This is a genomic window from Alteromonas sp. W364, assembly GCF_031846205.1.
Lineage (GTDB): Bacteria > Pseudomonadota > Gammaproteobacteria > Enterobacterales > Alteromonadaceae > Glaciecola > Glaciecola blandensis.
On the sequence record NZ_JAVRID010000001.1, the window covers coordinates 463045 to 480183 of the forward strand.

Below are 17139 nucleotides of genomic sequence, written 5' to 3' on the forward strand. Positions count from 1 at the left end.
AAGTTCTGAAGGCACTATATTTAAATATATGTCTCGATTTTGTCCTAAGCAATAGCTGTCCAAAAGACGCTATCGTTAACACGTCATTTGAACCTTGGTCACAGAGTATAGTAGAAGTCAACTGACAAATACTTATTTAGATTGTGACTGAAGACGGAAATGTATTAGAACAAAAAACTGCAGTCTATCAACAGCGAAAGGGCACAAATAGATTTCATCGTAGCCGCCATCCTGATGTTGTTTTTTTCAGTCAATACTCAAGAACACGATAGTTGCAATCTAACCTGAGAAAGACTGACGATTTTACCAAGATGAAATCTAAACACATAAAATAGTGACCAAATGGTAAACATTTTTGGACCGAACACCTGGATCATATATTATCATATGATATTTTTAGGTGTTGTTCGGGTTTCAGCAATGCTATCTAGTTGGTGTAAAACGCCGCATTCCTTTACTTTTTTATTATCAGCACATGTTGAGCGAATAGAAATGAGAGATTGTCGCAGTGCGTTTAACTCCATTACCCGTTGTTCGATATCATCAATGTGTTTGTCAATCGTAGCATTGACACTTTCGCAACTGCTCTCTGGGTTAGCTCGTGTTTCTAGTACTAAACTAATTTCTTCAATCGTCATATCAAGCGCACGGCATTGCTTAATAAACAGCAACTGCTTTAGTGCTTCTTCTGAATAACTTCTATAATTAGACTGCGTGCGCTCCGGCGCACTTAGCAAGGCTTTTCGTTCATAAAAGCGAATTGTTTGAATACTGAGGCCTGTTTTATCTGCTAACTGTCCTATTTTCATTTTTCTTTACCTAGTGGGCTTGACTCTATACCAAGTATAGAGTTTACACTTGAGCTATAAATCAGTACAGCGAGTGTTTTTATGAGCGGTTGTGGATGCGAAGTTGAAATTAAAGACCAAACACAAAAAAAGGTGTTGTATTGGTTGTTAGGTATCAATGCAGTCATGTTCGTTGTTGAGATGAGCGTAGGTCTGTTAGCTGACTCTACCGCACTTATCGCAGATTCATTGGATATGCTAGCGGATGCGGTCGTGTATGGTATTGGTATTTATGCAGTGGGCAAAACCATTATTCTCAAAGCAAACGCCGCAAAAATAAGTGGCTATTTTCAATTAATACTTGGCCTCATTATTTTATTTGATATTGCTCGTCGTTCGATATTAGGAAGTGATCCAGAGTCATTGTTAATGATGGGGATGGGTTTTGTTGCCCTAATCGCCAACGTCATATGTTTATTAATCATTAGAAAACAGAAGAGTGGCGAAGTACATATGCGAGCAAGTTGGATTTTCTCGGCAAACGACGTCATTGCCAACATGGGCGTAATATTAGCTGGCGTGACGGTTTATCTATTTGACACTCGATGGCCCGATTTAGTGATTGGCCTTATTGTGTCTATCATTGTTTTACGCGGTGCAATTTCAATATTAAAAGACGCCAAACAAGAGCTTCGCAATAACCGTCAATCTATCGGAGAAGCATTATGAATTTCACGCAAGCAGCAAAACCTTATGTAAAAGAAAAATTAAGAGATGCGCAACAAGCATTTACAAATAAAGATGATGTAGCAGGTTTTAAAGCCCTTGAAGATGCACATGTGATTGGACAGCACTCTACCTTTCATCATACCCGAGTGCACTATGAGATGCTGAAATTTGGATTAAAACACAGGGACATGAAAGAAGTATTTGGGCAAATATTTAGAATGATAGGTGCCTTGACGAAAACAGCGATAGGCTTATTACCAGAGGGTAACACGGGTGGTGCAAATGTCAGCCCATTCAAGCCCATGCCAGTCTCGCCTGCAAATAAAGCAATCTTGGATAAGATTAAACATGCACAGTCATAACCACTCACATAACCATTTACACTCAGATGGAAATTCAAAGGATGCATCAAGGCGCATTGGCTGGGCGTTCTTTTTAAATGTGGTGTTCACCATCATCGAGTTTATCGGTGGTTGGCTAACCAATAGCACCGCTATCATGGCAGACGCGGTACATGACCTCGGCGATAGTTTGTCAATTGGCACAGCGTGGGGATTGAACAAGCTTAGCGACAAAGATGCTAATCAAACGTTTTCATATGGCTACAAACGCTTTTCTTTATTGGGCGCATTAATTAACGGTTTAGTGCTGTCGGTAGGCTCGATTTGGATATTGTTTGAAGCGATACCTCGTTTGGCAGAGCCTGAAATGCCGCAAGTTGAAGGGATGTTAGCCTTATCGATTTTTGGTATGGCAGTAAACGGTTTTGCCGCTTATAAACTAAGTGAAGGAACGTCATTAAACGAACGAGTGCTTAATTGGCACTTGCTAGAAGATGTGCTCGGTTGGGTGGCAGTGTTTATTGTATCGATCGTCTTAATGTTTAAGCCATGGGCGATTTTAGATCCCATCCTGTCCATTGGCTTTACTTTGTTCATCCTCTTCAATGTGTTTCGTAACCTAAAAGAAACCCTGATGCTATTTTTACAGGCAACGCCAGATGAGGAGCAAATGTCAAAAATCCGAAACGACTTGCTTGCAAACGATAAGGTAAGTGACCTCCATCATTTTCATATTTGGTCTTTAGACGGCGAGCGAAATGTAATGACAGTCCATCTTGTTTTACAGGGTGAGGTGAACATTGAGCACATCCAGACATTGAAGCATAGCGTACAAACATCATTAGCAAAGTACGACTTTGAACACACTACAGTCGAAATAGAATTTGCCGATGAACAATGTCGTGACGAAGTGAAATAGGCTTGGTAGACTAGTACTCATGAAAAATTTAAAACGTCTAAGTTACATCATGATCTCGCTGATACTCTTTCAGTCGTTTTCTGCTGTGGCGAATTCCCTAGATTTTCATGCCATCGATACTCAACATTTGCAACATGAACACCAGCATTCAGAGCACAATCAAGCGTCAAACGATATGCCAACTAAAGCGCTTGGTGAGTCAGCAAAAGCAGACCACCACAACCCTGCCGATTGCCATCATTGTGGCCACTGCCACGGTACGCACGCACAGTGGTTAGGTCAGCACAACATCAACAATCTACAAGCTGTGGTATCTATTCACAATTTTAATTATTTGGATGCGATTATCGACGCACCCATCAACCGATTACTACGCCCACCTAAAACACCATCCTAATATCGCTTTCGATAGTGTCGCGCTAGAAAAGCTCGCGACGCTGAATATTGATAAATTATTAGGATACTCTAATGAAAATGTTTCATATTTTTGTGCATGCACGCGCCATTACGTTTGCTTGCGCATTGGGCTTAACGTTGAGCCCACTTACCGCTCAAGCGGTACAAACTAATCGCTATATAGATGATGGTGTTCAAGCGCCTATGCGAGAAACGCTGAGCCTTGAAGATACGGTAAGACTGACACTTGCCAATAATCCAAGTTTATATGAGTTTGAATTTAGACAGCGAGCAATTGACGGTGAATCAAAAACCGCCGCGCTTAAACCCGCACTGAACGCTGGGGTTGAACTAGAGAACTTTATGGGAACCGGCGAGGTGTCGGGCATTAAGGAGCTTGAAGTCAGTTTAACTTTGTCATCTGTACTACAGCTCAACGACAAGCCTAGCGCAAGGTTGAATGTACTTTCTGAGCGTAAGGTACAACAAGAGGTGGAAAAGAAAATACGCACATTAGATGTCCTCGGCGAGCTGAATCGTCGTTACATCGAAGCACTCGTATTGCAGGCCACCTTAGACGTGCAAAACGACGCACAGACACTTGCACTCTATACTTATAACGCAGTTGCTAAGCGGGTTGATGCAGGCGCGTCACCATTGCTAGAGCAAAAACGCGCCCAAGCAGCGCTAGCCCAAGCAAAACTCGATGTTAAATTAGCTCAAGAAGGTCTTCAATTTGCATTGCGCAGTCTTGCCATCATGTGGGGCGAACAAACGCCCACTTTTAAGCGAGTGGAAGGTCAACTTTTTGCGTTTCAAGACATTGGCTCATTCGAGACGCTTTCGACCGCTATCCAAAGCAGTCCGCATATAGAGTTGTTCGCAAAACAAAACCGTGTTCAAGCAGCGCAGCTTAGGTTAGTGCAAGCCAACAATCGAGCTGACATTGAGTGGTCAGCGGGTGTTCGACGAATACAAGGTATTGATGAAACGGCTTTAATAGCTGGGATCAGCGTGCCATTGTTTCAACAAAAACGAAACCTAGGTGAATACGAGGCGCAAAAAGCTCGCCTTGATGCAATAGAGGTTCAAAAACAGAGCAATGTGCGCAGTCTATTGCATTCAGTTAATCAGGCCTTAGGTGAGCACACCCGCGCATTATTAGAAGTTGACGCTATTCAACAAACCGTCATACCGCCTCTTGCAGAAGCCTTGGATTTAGTCGAAAGCGCTTATTTAGATGGCAGATTTAGCTATTTGGAATGGGTATCTACTCGACAAGAATTCTTAAATACGCGCCTGACATTAATCGAGGCGGCGTCTCAAGTGCACCTAAGCAAAACAGAAATTGAAACGCTTACCGGTCTTGCACTTAAGGCTCCACAAAGCGGCACTGCAAAAACGGATACTGCAAAGAGCAATGCTTCCAAAAAGCTAGAGCACAACATCACTATGCAGCCGCCATCAAACATTTCGATAAGAAGTAACGATCATGAATAAATTTACTCAATTAAAAACATTCACAATATTAAAAGTACTCGTCTTAAGCGTCACGCTAATGATGATACATGGGACGGTAAGCGCGGGAGACAAACACGCAGGCGGTGATTCTCATGAGGACGATAAACACGCCGGTGAAGTCGTTACGATGAGTGATGAGACGGCTGTGCAAAATGGGATTACCACCACAAATGTCATCGCTGGCGACATATCACTTTCGACCACACTCTATGGCCGAATAAGCGCAGATCCGAGTTCATTGAGTCATATCAGAGCGCGTTTTGACGGTGTGATCAAAGATGTCAAAGTTAATATTGGCGACACAGTTAAAAAAGGAGATGTTTTAGCAGTCGTAGAATCAAATGAGAGCTTAAAAAGCTACTCGATTGTTTCTCCCTTTGATGGCAACGTAATAGCGCGGCATGCCAATAATGGTGAGTTATCAAACGGACAAGTACTGTTTTCATTAGCAAACTATAAGAATGTGTGGGCACAGTTAACCGTGTTCTCGCAGCACCTCGGCAAAATTAAGGTAGGACAAGCTGTTGAATTAAGACATGCAAACTTTGAACAGCTATCTGAAATTGCTTATCTGACGCCATCTGCCAATGGCAGTCCGCATTCGCTTGCCAACGTCACTGTGGATAATAGCAGTGGCTATTGGCCATTAGGCACTTTAGTAAAAGCGCAAGTAACCACTGCCACTAAGGCTATAAGTCATATGGTGCCTGTTACTGCCGTGCAAGAGTATGAAGACAAGCAAGTGGTATTTGTTAATCATGATAATGAATATAAACCACGCCCTGTGCAGCTTGGTGTGACTGATGGTCGCTTTATTGAAGTCATCAGCGGTATTGAGATAGGTGAGCGTGTGGTGGTTACTAATAGTTACCTGATCAAAGCAGATTTGGAAAAATCGGAGGCCGGTCATGACCATTAATGCCTCAATACAACCCGAATATACATGTTTGCTACAGCAAGGCTCTAAAGGAGGCTTAACATGCTAGCTTCCATTATTCGCACCGCAATAGACAGGCGCGGTATATTTTTGATGCTGAGTTTTTTAGTCATTGGTTTTGGCTTATTTAGTTATCAAAAGCTGCCTATTGACGCCGTACCCGACATCACCAATGTCCAAGTGCAAATTAATACACAAGCAACTGGTTATTCGCCGCTTGAAACTGAACAACGCATCACCTTTTTGGTAGAAAACGCCTTAGCGGGTCTACCAAACTTGGATTATACCCGTTCACTATCTCGTTATGGCTTGTCTCAAGTGACTGTTGTATTTGAAGAAGGCACCGACCTGTATTTTGCCAGAAACCTCATTAATGAGCGGATAGGCATTATTAAAAGTCAGCTACCGGAGGGTATCGAGCCAGAGATGGGACCGATTGCCACCGGTTTGGGTGAAATCTACATGTACACACTCAGCGCTGAGCCGGGCACATTAACATCCGATGGTAGAGACTTTGATGCGATGGCTTTAAGAGAGTTGCATGACTGGGTGGTAAAGCCTCAACTCGCTCTAGTAAAAGGTATCACCGAAGTTAACGCCATTGGCGGCTTTACCAAGCAATATCATGTGAATCCTGATCCTCAACGTATGCTTAATTATGGTGTGAGCACTGATGCTCTGCTGCGGGCATTGGAGCGCAATAATGCCAACCAAGGTGCCGGATATGTTGAACGCAACGGTCAACAAATACTGGTGCGCTCTCAAGCACAACTGGTCACAATTGAAGATATTGGTAATGTCGTGGTGACACTCACTAACCAATCTCCAGTGACCGTTAACGATATTGCCGAAGTCGCTATTGGCAAGGAGCTTCGAACGGGGGCTGCGACACGAGAGGGTAAGGAAACCGTCTTAGGCACTGCCATGATGCTCATTGGTGAGAATAGTCGTGCTGTGGCCTTGGCAGTGGCTGATAAAGTGGATGAAATCCAAGCTAGCTTGCCCGAAGGTGTGGTAATAGAAACTGTTTACGATAGGACCGCGCTGGTAGATAAAGCCATTAATACTGTCCGTAAAAACCTCGTTGAAGGCGCATTACTAGTGATTGTGGTGTTGTTTCTGCTGCTTGGGAACATAAGAGCAGCCATTATTACCGCCGCTGTGATACCGCTCGCTATGCTCGCCACAATAACGGGGATGGTGCAAACAGGCGTAAGCGCAAACTTAATGAGCTTAGGGGCACTAGACTTCGGGTTAATTGTGGATGGTGCAGTCATTATTGTTGAAAACTGTATCAGGCGATTAAGTGAAGCGCAGAGGCGAACCGGCTCAGTGCTATCCATTACGGAAAGACTCGAAGTTGTGTATGAAGCAACCAATGAGGTGATACGGCCGAGTCTGTTTGGCGTGATGATTATTACAATCGTGTATATCCCTATTTTTAGTCTGACAGGGGTAGAAGGGAAGATGTTCCACCCAATGGCGGCCACCGTCATCTTGGCATTACTTGCCGCGATGGTGTTCTCAATCACTATTGTGCCAGCAGCCGTTGCGATGTTTATGTCGGGTAAAGTCAGTGAAAAAGAGAGTCCAATCATAGTGGGGGCGAAATCGGTGTATCGTCCTGTTCTGTTATGGGCGCTGAAGCTACGTTGGTTGGTTATAGGCTCAGCGACATTATTGGTTGTTGTGAGCGTTTGGCTAAGCATGCGACTTGGTTCTGAATTTATTCCTCAACTGGATGAGGGTGATATTGCCTTGCACGCAATGCGAGTGCCCGGCACTGGCATTGAGCAAGCCGTGGATATGCAAAAAAGGCTTGAAGAGGTCATTATGCAGTACCCACAAGTGAGCACTGTCTTTGCTAAAACCGGCACGGCAGAAGTTGCCACCGATGCGATGCCGCCCAACGTCACCGATACGTTTGTGATGTTGAAACCTATCGACCAATGGTCAGATCCTACTTTATCCAAAGCCGAATTTGTCGAGCAAATGGAGCGTGAGCTTCAAAGCGTACCCGGCAATAACTACGAGTTTACTCAACCTATACAAATGCGGTTTAACGAGTTAATTAGTGGCGTTAGAGCTGACCTAGGAATAAAAGTATATGGTGACGATTTAGATAAACTGCGCGATTCGGCCAGTGATGTACTAGCGGTACTGCAAGGTATACCCGGCGCTGCGGATGCACGCGTTGAGCAAGTTGATGAGATTCCAATCTTGACTGTGAACCCCAAACCTTACGCTTTAGCGCGTTACAATTTGGATGTGACTGACCTGCAAACATGGTTAAGTGCATCGGTTGGGGGCAAAGAAGCAGGCTTGATTTTCGAGGGCGACAGGCGATTTGAGATAGTTGTGCGCTACTCAGAGGATATTCGCAATAATCTTGACACGCTAGGTAGCATACCCATTATGACAGGGGTTGGTAATTATGTGCCTATAGCAGAGGTTGCAACACTTGAATATGCCAGTATACCCAGTCAAATCAGCCGAGAAAATGCCAAGCGCCGCATTGTGGTAACTGCCAATGTAAGAGAGCGCGACCTAGGCTCGTTTGTTACTGAGGCAAAAATGCAAATAGCAGAAAATGTCGTATTGCCAAGTGGTTATTGGGTCGATTATGGCGGCACGTTCGAGCAGCTTGAAAGTGCGAGTCAACGATTGAGCCTTGTTGTCCCAGCAACGCTTTTCTTAATTCTTGCATTGCTAGTCATTGCCTTTGGCTCGGTGAAAGATGCATTGATAATCTTTACAGGTGTGCCTTTAGCATTAACAGGTGGCGTTTTTGCGCTATGGATGCGAGACATGCCCTTGTCTATATCAGCAGGCGTCGGTTTTATAGCGCTATCTGGCATTGCTGTGCTTAACGGTTTGGTTATGTTGTCGTTTATCCGTCAAAGGCTGGAAGAAACAGGAGAGTTAATTAATTCTATTGTTGATGGTGCATTAACACGCTTGCGGCCGGTACTGATGACGGCATTGGTTGCTAGCCTTGGTTTTGTGCCAATGGCGCTGAATGTCGGGACGGGAGCAGAAGTACAGCGTCCATTGGCGACGGTTGTAATAGGCGGGATAATATCTTCTACCTTGCTAACATTGATAGTATTGCCTGTTTTATATCGACTTGTGCACGACAGAAAACTTAAATAAAGGAGAAGAGAACGGCAGATGTATTTAAAAAAGACATCTGCCATGCTAACACTGTGATATCAGGCTCTATATAGGCGACTTTAGGGTGTGACTGAGCATGACGACCAAGGGGTTGTGTCGTTTATACCGTTCGCTTTTGTCGAATTGCCATCATCAGTTATTGTTGATGCTCGTGATGAATTTATGCAAACTCGGTATAAATTATGATTTGATGCTATTTTTTGTTTAGTAAGTGAGTCAAACTATTTAGGGCTTTATATGTACACAATAAGTAAACTCGCAAAAGAAGCAAATGTGGGTGTAGAGACTATTCGGTTCTATGAAAAGAAGGCCTTGTTGCAGCAACCGATAAAACCATCTCAAGGTTACAGACAATATACTCCGCAAGCACTTTCAAGGGTTTTATTTATCAAGAGTGCTCAACACTTGGGTTTTACGTTGGCTGAAATATCGTCATTATTGGTATTAAGTAACAGCAATTGTGAAGAAGTGCAGTCCCTTGCTGAACATAAACTGGATGTAATTGAAGAGAAGTTGAAAGACTTGACGCGTCTTAAAGGCAGTCTTCAATCCCTCATTTCAGACTGCAAAAACAATACTAATGAAAAAGCCTGCCCGATTATTCAATCACTTCAGCCCGAAAAGAAATAACAACGCTTGACTCCGTACCTAAGTACGGATGTTATGCTACAGACTGTTTGAATAACATCACGTCATAACATGGTAAAAAGTAGTCAGGTATCCATCTTAGGAGGTCTTGCCGCGGCAATCGGTGCAAGTGCATGTTGCGCGGGGCCGCTTGTACTTCTTTTGTTGGGCATTAGCGGAACGTGGATCAGCTATTTAACGCTTTTAGATCCTTATCGACCTATTTTCATTTTTGCCGTAGTGGTTTTATTTGGATTAGCTGGGTGGAAAACTTATGGCCGATTGAAAGAATGTGCGGAGGGTGAGTTGTGCGCGAGCCCTAAAGTAAGAGCGCGGAGAATAGTAATTTTTTGGTCTACCGCGCTGTTGGCTTTTCTTTTTGTCACCAGTAACTACTGGATTATATGGTTAGTATAGCTACTATCACTGAAATTTAATCGGAGAAAAAATGAAAAAATTATTATTCACGTCATTATTGTTAGTCAGCAGCACCGAAGCATTTGCTAAAGATATAACCGTTACTTTAGAAGTGCCGTCAATGGATTGTGCTACATGTCCAATAACAGTAGAAAAAGCACTAGAGCGTGTAAAAGGTGTAAAAGAAGTGGATGTTACATTCGAAAACAAACTGGCTGTCGTGATATTTGACGACGAAGTTACTAGCCCTGATGCGCTAACCAAAGCGACAGAGAATGCTGGTTTCCCCTCAAGAATAAAATCGTAACTTACTCTCGAATCGCTTTTTTTTAATCAAATTGGGAGCACTATCATTTGTCCGAAATAGAGCTTTTATCAACAATTACATGTCCTAAATGCAATCATAGCCAACTAGAGGAAATGCCAACCACTGCATGTCAATTTTTCTATGAATGCACTCATTGCAAATCAATACTGAAACCTCTTAGGGGAGACTGCTGCGTTTTTTGCTCATATGGAACAGTGAAATGCCCGCCAATTCAAAAAGGTAACTGTTGTTGCGAGTAAAAGATGCAGAGAGTAGTTTATTACTTGCATTTTCTGACATTTCACTAAATGTTCGCGCTCTCGTGACTCATCACTTAGAAACAACATAAACCAAAGTCACTTCGTGTTATCAGACTGAGCTAATTTGATTGCAACTGATGCAGTATCGAGCATCCTTCAACAGTATGATTGTTGCACGATGATGCAAGTGACGCTAATGACTTTTCTAACAGGGCGAGCTCTTTCTGAGCCTCCTGAATGCGAATAAGTTGATTTTGAATCATCTCGTCGATAAAGGCGCAAGAAGCGTTTGGGTTATTCTGAACATCGAGCAGGCGCTTTATATCGATAATAGGAATATTAAGCTCTCTACAACGCCTTATAAACACAAGCGTTGCGATATCTTTTTTATCGTAATGCCTGTATCCACTTTCACTTCTTTTAGCTGGCAATAGCAGATTGACTTGCTCGTAATAACGAATTGTTTTAGCACTCACATTTGTAGCTTTCGCTAATTCGCTGATTTTTATGTTGACCTTCCAGTTACTGTAAGCTTTATAGTTATTGTACATTAATAATATTGAATTGGAGCAGTTTTATGTTTTCGTTATCACGCATCGCCTCGCTAGTTATCTTGTTTACGTGTGCATCTGAGGCCATTGCCGGTCAAAAGTTAGTGATGGCGTCAAACGCCAAAGAACCCGCTCTAAGGTCTGGCAGCATGCTTAGCGAAAACAACGATTTGCAGCAAGAAGATGACGATGATGATGAAGACGTCGAGAAAATTATTGTACAAGCAACCCGATCAGGTCGGATTGCAGACGAACTGCCAATGCGTGTAGAGATAATTAACCGTGAAGAGATAATGGAAAAATCAACCATGCGCCCAGGGAATATATCTATGCTTGTTGCAGAGACCGGAGGTGTGCGCGTTCAGACAACTTCACCCGCTCTTGGCAGCGCAAATATTCGTCTACAAGGCCTTTACGGGCGATACACTCAGCTACTTGCAGATGGATTACCTCTGTATGGAAACCAAGCTGCTTCAATCGGCATATTACAAATCCCGCCTACTGATTTAGGGAGGGTTGAAATAATCAAAGGCTCCGCATCTTCTTTGTATGGCGGCTCGGCCTTAGGTGGCGTTATTAATCTTGTCTCTAGACGGCCAGGCGAAGAGTTTAATGGAGAGACTATCGTTAATCTAACTACCCGTGACGCTCAAGATGTCACCACATACATAGAATCCCCCTTATCAACTTCACTAAAAGGCTCCTTAACCGCAGGCGCTCATCACCAAAAAAGTGTCGATATTGATAATGACGATTGGATAGACTTGGCTGGGTATGAGCGCTACACCGTCCGCCCTAGATTATTTTGGAACGGGGACGAGGGTGAAAGTCTGTATTTTACTGCTGGTTATATGACCGAAAACAGAAGAGGGGGGACTGTGGATGGCGGTGTGGTAGCAGATGGTGACGCGTTTGAACAAACGCAGGATTCAAAGCGTTTCGACAGTGGCTTGGTTTTTACCATGCCCCTTGGCGACAATTATACCTTCTCAACCAGAGCATCAGCCATGATACAAGAGCATAATCACCTTTTTGGTGATGTTATTGAAGACGACAAACACGATAGTTATTTATTAGAGAGTAGTTTGTCTGGTTATACTGATAGAAGCGATTGGGTGGTCGGTCTAGCATATTTGTCTGATATTTATGAATCGGATACTTTTCCAACATTTGACTACTCTTACGAGGTGCCAAGTCTATTTGCGCAAGTAGACTATGAAATGACCTCTGAATTGACAACTTCTGTCAGCGCAAGAGTTGATGAACACAGTGATTTTGGTACCCAGGTAAGCCCAAGGGTATCGCTACTATATCGACCTGGCGATTTAACGATCCGAGGCTCTTATGGAAAAGGCTATTACGCACCTACGCCATTCGTAGAAGAAATTGAAGCCGCAGGGCTATCTAGGTTGGCACCAATCCAAGGCTTGGTAGAAGAACAAGCAGAAACAGCGTCGCTGGACTTCACCTATACCTACAACAACATAGAAACTAGCTTTACATTGTTTGGATCAAATGTTGAAAACGTAACAGAGTTAGAAGCTTTATCGTCTGAGGAAAATATGATGCTAGACCGAGTGAGACTCGTCAATGCAGATGGAGAAAGTCAAATTCGAGGGTCGGAAGTGTTAGTACGATATTATTGGCACGATATTAAACTGACTGCTAGTTATCTTTACTTAGATGCTACTGAACAAGCTACTGCCGACGGAGATAGACAAAAAATTTCACTCACACCGCAGCATTCAGCAGGTTTTGTTGCCATGTGGGAGGAAGAAGATGAATTTCGAGTAGGGTTCGAAGCTTATTATACAGGTCCGCAACGCGTGAACGACAATCCGTTTATCGATGAGTCCGACCCTTACTGGCACTTAGGGCTTATGGGTGAAATTACGGTTGGTCGTGCCAGTTATTTTATAAATCTGGAGAATCTTCTGGATATCAAACAAACTGATGAACATCCGTTGCTATTGCCTGCAAGAGCACCAAGTGGTCAATGGACAACTGATATATGGTCTAGGAATGATGGGTTTATTGCAAATGCGGGGGTTAGGGTGTCGTTTTGATATCTAAGTTGTGACTTCCGTTTAATCTTTATTAAAACAAAGAGTGAAAAGATGTATCCTGTGTGTTGGAACAGTTGAGAATTAGAGCACACGGATGCATTGACTACGTTCCACATATTATTTGCTTTAGCAGCTACTTTGTTTTTTTAATTGAATACTAACCCACTAGTGTATTGTAGTCCATAATATGCATTTTAATTTGGTCAGGGGTAGAGCATATAACTGACTATTTTGGTCCAACCCGACGACTTTACTCTTTATCAAAGGCAAAGCGTCTTACAAAACAGTTCGAAGCTTCCGATAGGTCCTCTCCTGATGCTGAACATGCACAATTCCCTCCTGATGAACGAGTAGAATGTCCATCAATTTGGATGGCAGAGTTATTTACCCCTTCAACATTAAAAGGTTTAAATAAAGGATTGAAAATTTTCGATGAGGAGAAGTTTTCCACACCTTCTTCTAAGCTAGAAAAATGGTTGAAGGATACTCGAGAAGGGAAGTCTGCTGGTTGGATAAATTTACATACAATTTCTTTGGATAAAACATATAACCCTCTAAAAGTGGGTGGGTTGCCTCGCCCGCATCCACATATTTATCAGGTGACGATGTCGCTTACGTCAATTTCTACAAGTTTGACATTACTGAATCTCCGATTTGATTTTGACACTGAGTATTACTCAGTTTTAGAAAACTCAATGAAGGAGCAGGAAAAGACGAAATATGAGAAAACACATAAACGTTCAAACTTAAAACTTATCCGCTATATTTTATTTGGTGGTAATCAGCTACATAATAGAAGTATGCCCAGTCACAGTGTAATGAAAGAAAGAGCCTATTGTTTAGAGATGGGTGGGATTGAAAAGAAATGTGCGATTTGGATAAAAGACTTTTTTCCTGGCTTTTTTTCGCTTAGTGGTGTTAATCATTATCCTAGAGCTGGACTATATATCACCGACAAACGAGCGCCATTTACATCAGATATGGACAGAAAAAACGCATTTTTAGGTCCAGGATTTGTCAATCAATATAGCGTTTACACGATGGACCATTATCCAAATGTCCGCTTTAGCCAAACCTCTGATAAATATAATGATACACGACGTCTAAATTTTGCTTGTAGAAGAAATGATGTCGAACTAATGTCAGGATTTGGTGACATGGAAGAAGACGTGACTAGTTTGCTGATATGCGGCCACCTTGAACACGATATTGTTAAATTGATGACAAGTTGGTCATTTTCCAGATTTTTAGATACGTGTCGAGAGGTTTTAGCGAAAAAGAGAGACGTTGCCGCGGCAAACCAATCTTTCAGCACTTTGAAAAATCTGAAAGAGTTGCGCGAACTCACACAATACAGCTTATATGATATAGAACTAGCGTGTCGTGACATAACTAAACTTTCAACTGATAACTTTTTTCTTCAGGAGCATGCTAGTGCTAAGTACTTTTCTAGAGGTGAAAAAAAAGGAACACTTGCTGGACATTATAAAATAAGGTTTAAAGAGAAAGGTGAGCAAATAATTGAGGAAACAAAAACCTTTTTGGAAATGATGAAAACAGTGACTGGATTGACTCAGAATATCTCAACAGCAAGGTTGCAGCGAGTAATTTTACTCATTTCAATATCTTCTTTCTGTGTCGCTTTAATAGCGTTCTTTGCCAAGTAAATATGCATGGTGAATATAATTATTGAAGGCTCAAGTCTTAGAATCGGCGCAGGGCATCAACTATAATAATATATCAAGCCGGACTTTCTTATTGTATCAATATCTCCCTATGTCTAATACGCTTCAGTATTAGAAATAGGGTGTAACGGTAAGTTATAGTGTTGCTATCTTAACTCACAAACAAAAAACACTTGGCCATCACAAAACCCACACCGTTGTTTCCCACTTATACTGAGCTGGCAGAGTTCAGCTTGTCTGACTATCCACAGTTAAGTTCATTCTTAGATAAGCAACCGACATGGATGAAACAGCACTGGGACTGGGCGAAAGACTACCTTTTGTATATCGGTCGCAACAAATCACAGCACACGTATGTGCGTTTTCGAAATGACATCGAAAAGTTTCTACTGTGGGTCTTTATGGTGGATAAGCAGCCAGTGGACGACTTACGTAAAGCGGATATTTTGCGATACGTTGATTTTTGTGTCGCACCGCCTGTTAAATGGATAAGTACTCAGCTCCACGACCGATTTAACCTCAATAACGGTTACTTTGCTTCAAACCTTAAGTGGACACCGTTCAGGCAAACACCGCCAAAATACGATAAAGAAAGAGTGCTCGATCCGAAAAAGTACCAACCGTCATTGCAGACCCTCGAATCTACCTTTGTGGCATTAAGCTCTTTTTACCGTCATCTCATCGATGAAGAAATTTGTTTCGGTAATCCCATTCCATTGGCGAAACGTGACTGTAAATATTTGATAAAAGACAGTCAGGTGAAAACGATCAGTCGATTAACAGAACAGCAATGGCAATATCTCCTAGATACCGCAGTTGAAATGGCTGATAACGATCCACTTGTGGAACGCAATTTATTCGTTATTGCTACCATGAAAACCCTATTTCTGAGGCTTTCAGAGCTCTCAGAACGCCAAGATTGGACGCCCTTGATGAGCCATTTTTGGACAGATGAGGACAACAACTGGTGGTTTAAAGCCTATGGAAAAGGCAAGAAGATTAGAGATATCACAGTACCACCGGGTTATCTCACGTTTTTAAAACGCTATAGAGAATGGCGCGGATTGTCTCCGTTGCCATCCAAAGGCGAACAAACCGTGTTGGTTGAAAAAATACGAGGTCGTGGAGGCTTAACAAGCCGTCAAATTTCGAGGCTTATTCAAAGCGTGTTCGATGCTGCATTTGATAAAATGAAGGCAGAACAAGGATTAGAAGCTGCACAGAAATTAAATGAAGCTACCACACATTACCTGCGTCACACTGGTGCCAGTATGGAAATTGAAAGAGATCGGCCCCTGAAAGATTTGTCTGAAGATTTGGGACACTCCAGCAGTGCAACTACCGATACAGTTTATGTTCAGGTTGAGCGAAAAAAACGTGCTTCATCTGGTAAAGATAGAAAAGTCGAATAGCTAATGGGAACCAATACATGTTACATGTGCGACGCTTTGGCAACAACGAAAGAGCACATACCACCAAAAGCCTTATTTCCCAAACAGAAGGATTTGCTTGGGGAATTCAGCCTACGCAAAGAACTAATAACGGTGCCATCTTGTGAGGAACACAATAATAATAAAAGTAGAGACGATGAATATTTGGTATTTTGTCTATCTACATGCTTTCATGGAAACGACATAAAGGAGCAACTGTTTAACACGAAGATTATGCGGGCAATTGAAAGGCGTCCTAACACGTATTCGAACTTTTTAGATAATTATCAACGTGTAATGCTAAAACATCCAAATGGAAAAGTAGAACATACCGCTGCGTATTCAATCGACCTAAAACGTTTTGATAGCGTGTTATCACATATAGCACGAGGCTTATATTACCATCACACTCAAACTAAATGGGAAGGACTAGCACTTGTCATGAGCAATGAATTACGTGATCTAAGCTCTAAAAATTCCGAAGAAATTAATACATTTGCTGATGATACTATTGAGCGAGTAAGTGCATTTTTGTTTGATACAGAAAGTTATGGCCAAAATCCAGAAGTGTTCTCTTATAAAATTCATGACAGTAGGCCAAAGGGCTTCGTAATTCTAATGAAATTCTACTCGGAAATAACAGTAGCGGTAACGCTCGCTGAAAATAGTAAAATAAAATAATTTCAGTATATGAATTAGAGGCTTAGGCGAAATTATCGAAAATCAGCGACCTGAACGGTAGTTCAGCCTTTATAACAATAACTCGAGTGACTAAAGAGTTTAGTCGAGCCTTATTTCATCACTCTCAAAATATTACCTTGGAACGATATTTCGTATTTAGAAAAGTAGGGCGCATTAAACCAAGGCTGGTAAAAATACACATAACAACATAAAAGAGCTCACACGCTGTGGATAACAATGTTCACAATATTTAATTTAACATAATATACATTATGCGCTACTGTATAAATATGTGAATATTATGTGTAAG

The 17139-nt window shown here is 42.2% G+C and carries 17 protein-coding genes; 15 read left to right on the plus strand and 2 right to left on the minus strand.

Going from position 1 to position 17139, the window contains the following annotated elements:
* Positions 1-383 precede the first annotated feature (383 nt).
* Entirely contained in the window at positions 384-809 is a 426-nt protein-coding gene (gene cadR, locus RM556_RS02070) for a Cd(II)/Pb(II)-responsive transcriptional regulator (RefSeq protein WP_214452433.1), read from the minus strand.
* Positions 810-890: 81 nt separating this feature from the next.
* Here cadR and RM556_RS02075 point away from each other — a divergent pair, with 81 nt between their 5' ends.
* The 11 genes from RM556_RS02075 (at position 891) to RM556_RS02125 (ending at position 10416) form a co-directional block, all read left to right on the plus strand.
* Positions 891-1517 (plus strand): cation transporter, encoded by a 627-nt coding sequence (locus RM556_RS02075; protein ID WP_311360289.1) that lies wholly within the window; start codon positions 891-893, stop codon positions 1515-1517.
* Positions 1514-1879: a DUF3703 domain-containing protein gene (locus RM556_RS02080; protein ID WP_311360290.1), complete on the plus strand. Its 366-nt coding sequence runs from the start codon at positions 1514-1516 to the stop codon at positions 1877-1879. The genes RM556_RS02075 and RM556_RS02080 overlap by 4 nt, the downstream gene beginning before the upstream one ends.
* Positions 1866-2777, plus strand: a complete 912-nt coding sequence (locus tag RM556_RS02085; RefSeq protein ID WP_214452430.1) for a cation diffusion facilitator family transporter — start codon at positions 1866-1868, stop codon at positions 2775-2777. The genes RM556_RS02080 and RM556_RS02085 overlap by 14 nt, the downstream gene beginning before the upstream one ends.
* Positions 2778-2796: 19 nt before the next feature.
* Positions 2797-3174, plus strand: coding sequence for a hypothetical protein (locus tag RM556_RS02090; protein WP_311360291.1), 378 nt, complete (start codon positions 2797-2799; stop codon positions 3172-3174).
* A 71-nt stretch (positions 3175-3245) separates the two neighbouring features.
* Positions 3246-4673, plus strand: a complete 1428-nt coding sequence (locus RM556_RS02095) for a TolC family protein (protein WP_311360292.1) — start codon at positions 3246-3248, stop codon at positions 4671-4673.
* A complete protein-coding gene (locus tag RM556_RS02100) occupies positions 4666-5613 on the plus strand; it encodes an efflux RND transporter periplasmic adaptor subunit (protein WP_311373717.1) in 948 nt (315 codons plus the stop codon). Before RM556_RS02095 ends, RM556_RS02100 begins: the two co-directional genes overlap by 8 nt.
* 60 nt (positions 5614-5673) lie before the next feature.
* A complete protein-coding gene (locus tag RM556_RS02105) occupies positions 5674-8784 on the plus strand; it encodes a CusA/CzcA family heavy metal efflux RND transporter (protein WP_311373718.1) in 3111 nt (1036 codons plus the stop codon).
* Positions 8785-9042: 258 nt separating this feature from the next.
* The gene (locus RM556_RS02110) at positions 9043-9435 is read left to right on the plus strand and encodes a MerR family transcriptional regulator (protein WP_311373719.1); all 393 of its coding nucleotides are present in this window, start codon (positions 9043-9045) and stop codon (positions 9433-9435) included.
* A 69-nt stretch (positions 9436-9504) separates the two neighbouring features.
* Positions 9505-9849 carry a mercuric transporter MerT family protein gene (locus tag RM556_RS02115; protein WP_311369061.1) on the plus strand — a complete coding sequence of 115 codons (345 nt, stop codon included), beginning with the start codon at positions 9505-9507 and terminating at the stop codon, positions 9847-9849.
* A 31-nt stretch (positions 9850-9880) separates the two neighbouring features.
* A complete protein-coding gene (gene merP / locus RM556_RS02120; RefSeq protein WP_311369060.1) occupies positions 9881-10156 on the plus strand; it encodes a mercury resistance system periplasmic binding protein MerP in 276 nt (91 codons plus the stop codon).
* A gap of 47 nt (positions 10157-10203) precedes the next feature.
* Complete coding sequence (locus RM556_RS02125) at positions 10204-10416, plus strand: GDCCVxC domain-containing (seleno)protein (RefSeq protein WP_311373720.1); 213 nt, start codon at positions 10204-10206, stop codon at positions 10414-10416.
* A 119-nt stretch (positions 10417-10535) separates the two neighbouring features.
* Here RM556_RS02125 and RM556_RS02130 read toward each other — a convergent pair whose 3' ends face one another.
* Positions 10536-10967 carry a MerR family transcriptional regulator gene (locus RM556_RS02130; RefSeq protein ID WP_409220037.1) on the minus strand — a complete coding sequence of 144 codons (432 nt, stop codon included), beginning with the start codon at positions 10965-10967 and terminating at the stop codon, positions 10536-10538.
* A gap of 26 nt (positions 10968-10993) precedes the next feature.
* Between RM556_RS02130 and RM556_RS02135 the strand changes: the two genes are divergently transcribed.
* From RM556_RS02135 to RM556_RS02150, 4 genes are all read left to right on the plus strand, one after another.
* Positions 10994-13033: a TonB-dependent receptor domain-containing protein gene (locus RM556_RS02135; protein WP_311373721.1), complete on the plus strand. Its 2040-nt coding sequence runs from the start codon at positions 10994-10996 to the stop codon at positions 13031-13033.
* Between the two features lie 371 nt (positions 13034-13404).
* Positions 13405-14700 carry a hypothetical protein gene (locus tag RM556_RS02140; protein WP_311373722.1) on the plus strand — a complete coding sequence of 432 codons (1296 nt, stop codon included), beginning with the start codon at positions 13405-13407 and terminating at the stop codon, positions 14698-14700.
* A 191-nt stretch (positions 14701-14891) separates the two neighbouring features.
* Complete coding sequence (locus tag RM556_RS02145) at positions 14892-16130, plus strand: tyrosine-type recombinase/integrase (RefSeq protein WP_311373723.1); 1239 nt, start codon at positions 14892-14894, stop codon at positions 16128-16130.
* Positions 16131-16133: 3 nt separating this feature from the next.
* The gene (locus RM556_RS02150) at positions 16134-16829 is read left to right on the plus strand and encodes a hypothetical protein (protein ID WP_311373724.1); all 696 of its coding nucleotides are present in this window, start codon (positions 16134-16136) and stop codon (positions 16827-16829) included.
* Positions 16830-17139 lie beyond the last annotated feature (310 nt).

Bases quoted from the DNA above. Each gene is read 5' to 3' on its own strand.
- cadR (WP_214452433.1), bottom strand. From the start codon at position 809: ATGAAAATAGGACAGTTAGCAGATAAAACAGGCCTCAGTATTCAAACA.
- RM556_RS02075 (WP_311360289.1), top strand. From the start codon at position 891: ATGAGCGGTTGTGGATGCGAAGTTGAAATTAAAGACCAAACACAAAAA.
- RM556_RS02080 (WP_311360290.1), top strand. From the start codon at position 1,514: ATGAATTTCACGCAAGCAGCAAAACCTTATGTAAAAGAAAAATTAAGA.
- RM556_RS02085 (WP_214452430.1), top strand. From the start codon at position 1,866: ATGCACAGTCATAACCACTCACATAACCATTTACACTCAGATGGAAAT.
- RM556_RS02090 (WP_311360291.1), top strand. From the start codon at position 2,797: ATGAAAAATTTAAAACGTCTAAGTTACATCATGATCTCGCTGATACTC.
- RM556_RS02095 (WP_311360292.1), top strand. From the start codon at position 3,246: ATGAAAATGTTTCATATTTTTGTGCATGCACGCGCCATTACGTTTGCT.
- RM556_RS02100 (WP_311373717.1), top strand. From the start codon at position 4,666: ATGAATAAATTTACTCAATTAAAAACATTCACAATATTAAAAGTACTC.
- RM556_RS02105 (WP_311373718.1), top strand. From the start codon at position 5,674: ATGCTAGCTTCCATTATTCGCACCGCAATAGACAGGCGCGGTATATTT.
- RM556_RS02110 (WP_311373719.1), top strand. From the start codon at position 9,043: ATGTACACAATAAGTAAACTCGCAAAAGAAGCAAATGTGGGTGTAGAG.
- RM556_RS02115 (WP_311369061.1), top strand. From the start codon at position 9,505: ATGGTAAAAAGTAGTCAGGTATCCATCTTAGGAGGTCTTGCCGCGGCA.
- merP (WP_311369060.1), top strand. From the start codon at position 9,881: ATGAAAAAATTATTATTCACGTCATTATTGTTAGTCAGCAGCACCGAA.
- RM556_RS02130 (WP_409220037.1), bottom strand. From the start codon at position 10,967: ATGTACAATAACTATAAAGCTTACAGTAACTGGAAGGTCAACATAAAA.
- RM556_RS02135 (WP_311373721.1), top strand. From the start codon at position 10,994: ATGTTTTCGTTATCACGCATCGCCTCGCTAGTTATCTTGTTTACGTGT.
- RM556_RS02140 (WP_311373722.1), top strand. From the start codon at position 13,405: ATGGCAGAGTTATTTACCCCTTCAACATTAAAAGGTTTAAATAAAGGA.
- RM556_RS02150 (WP_311373724.1), top strand. From the start codon at position 16,134: ATGGGAACCAATACATGTTACATGTGCGACGCTTTGGCAACAACGAAA.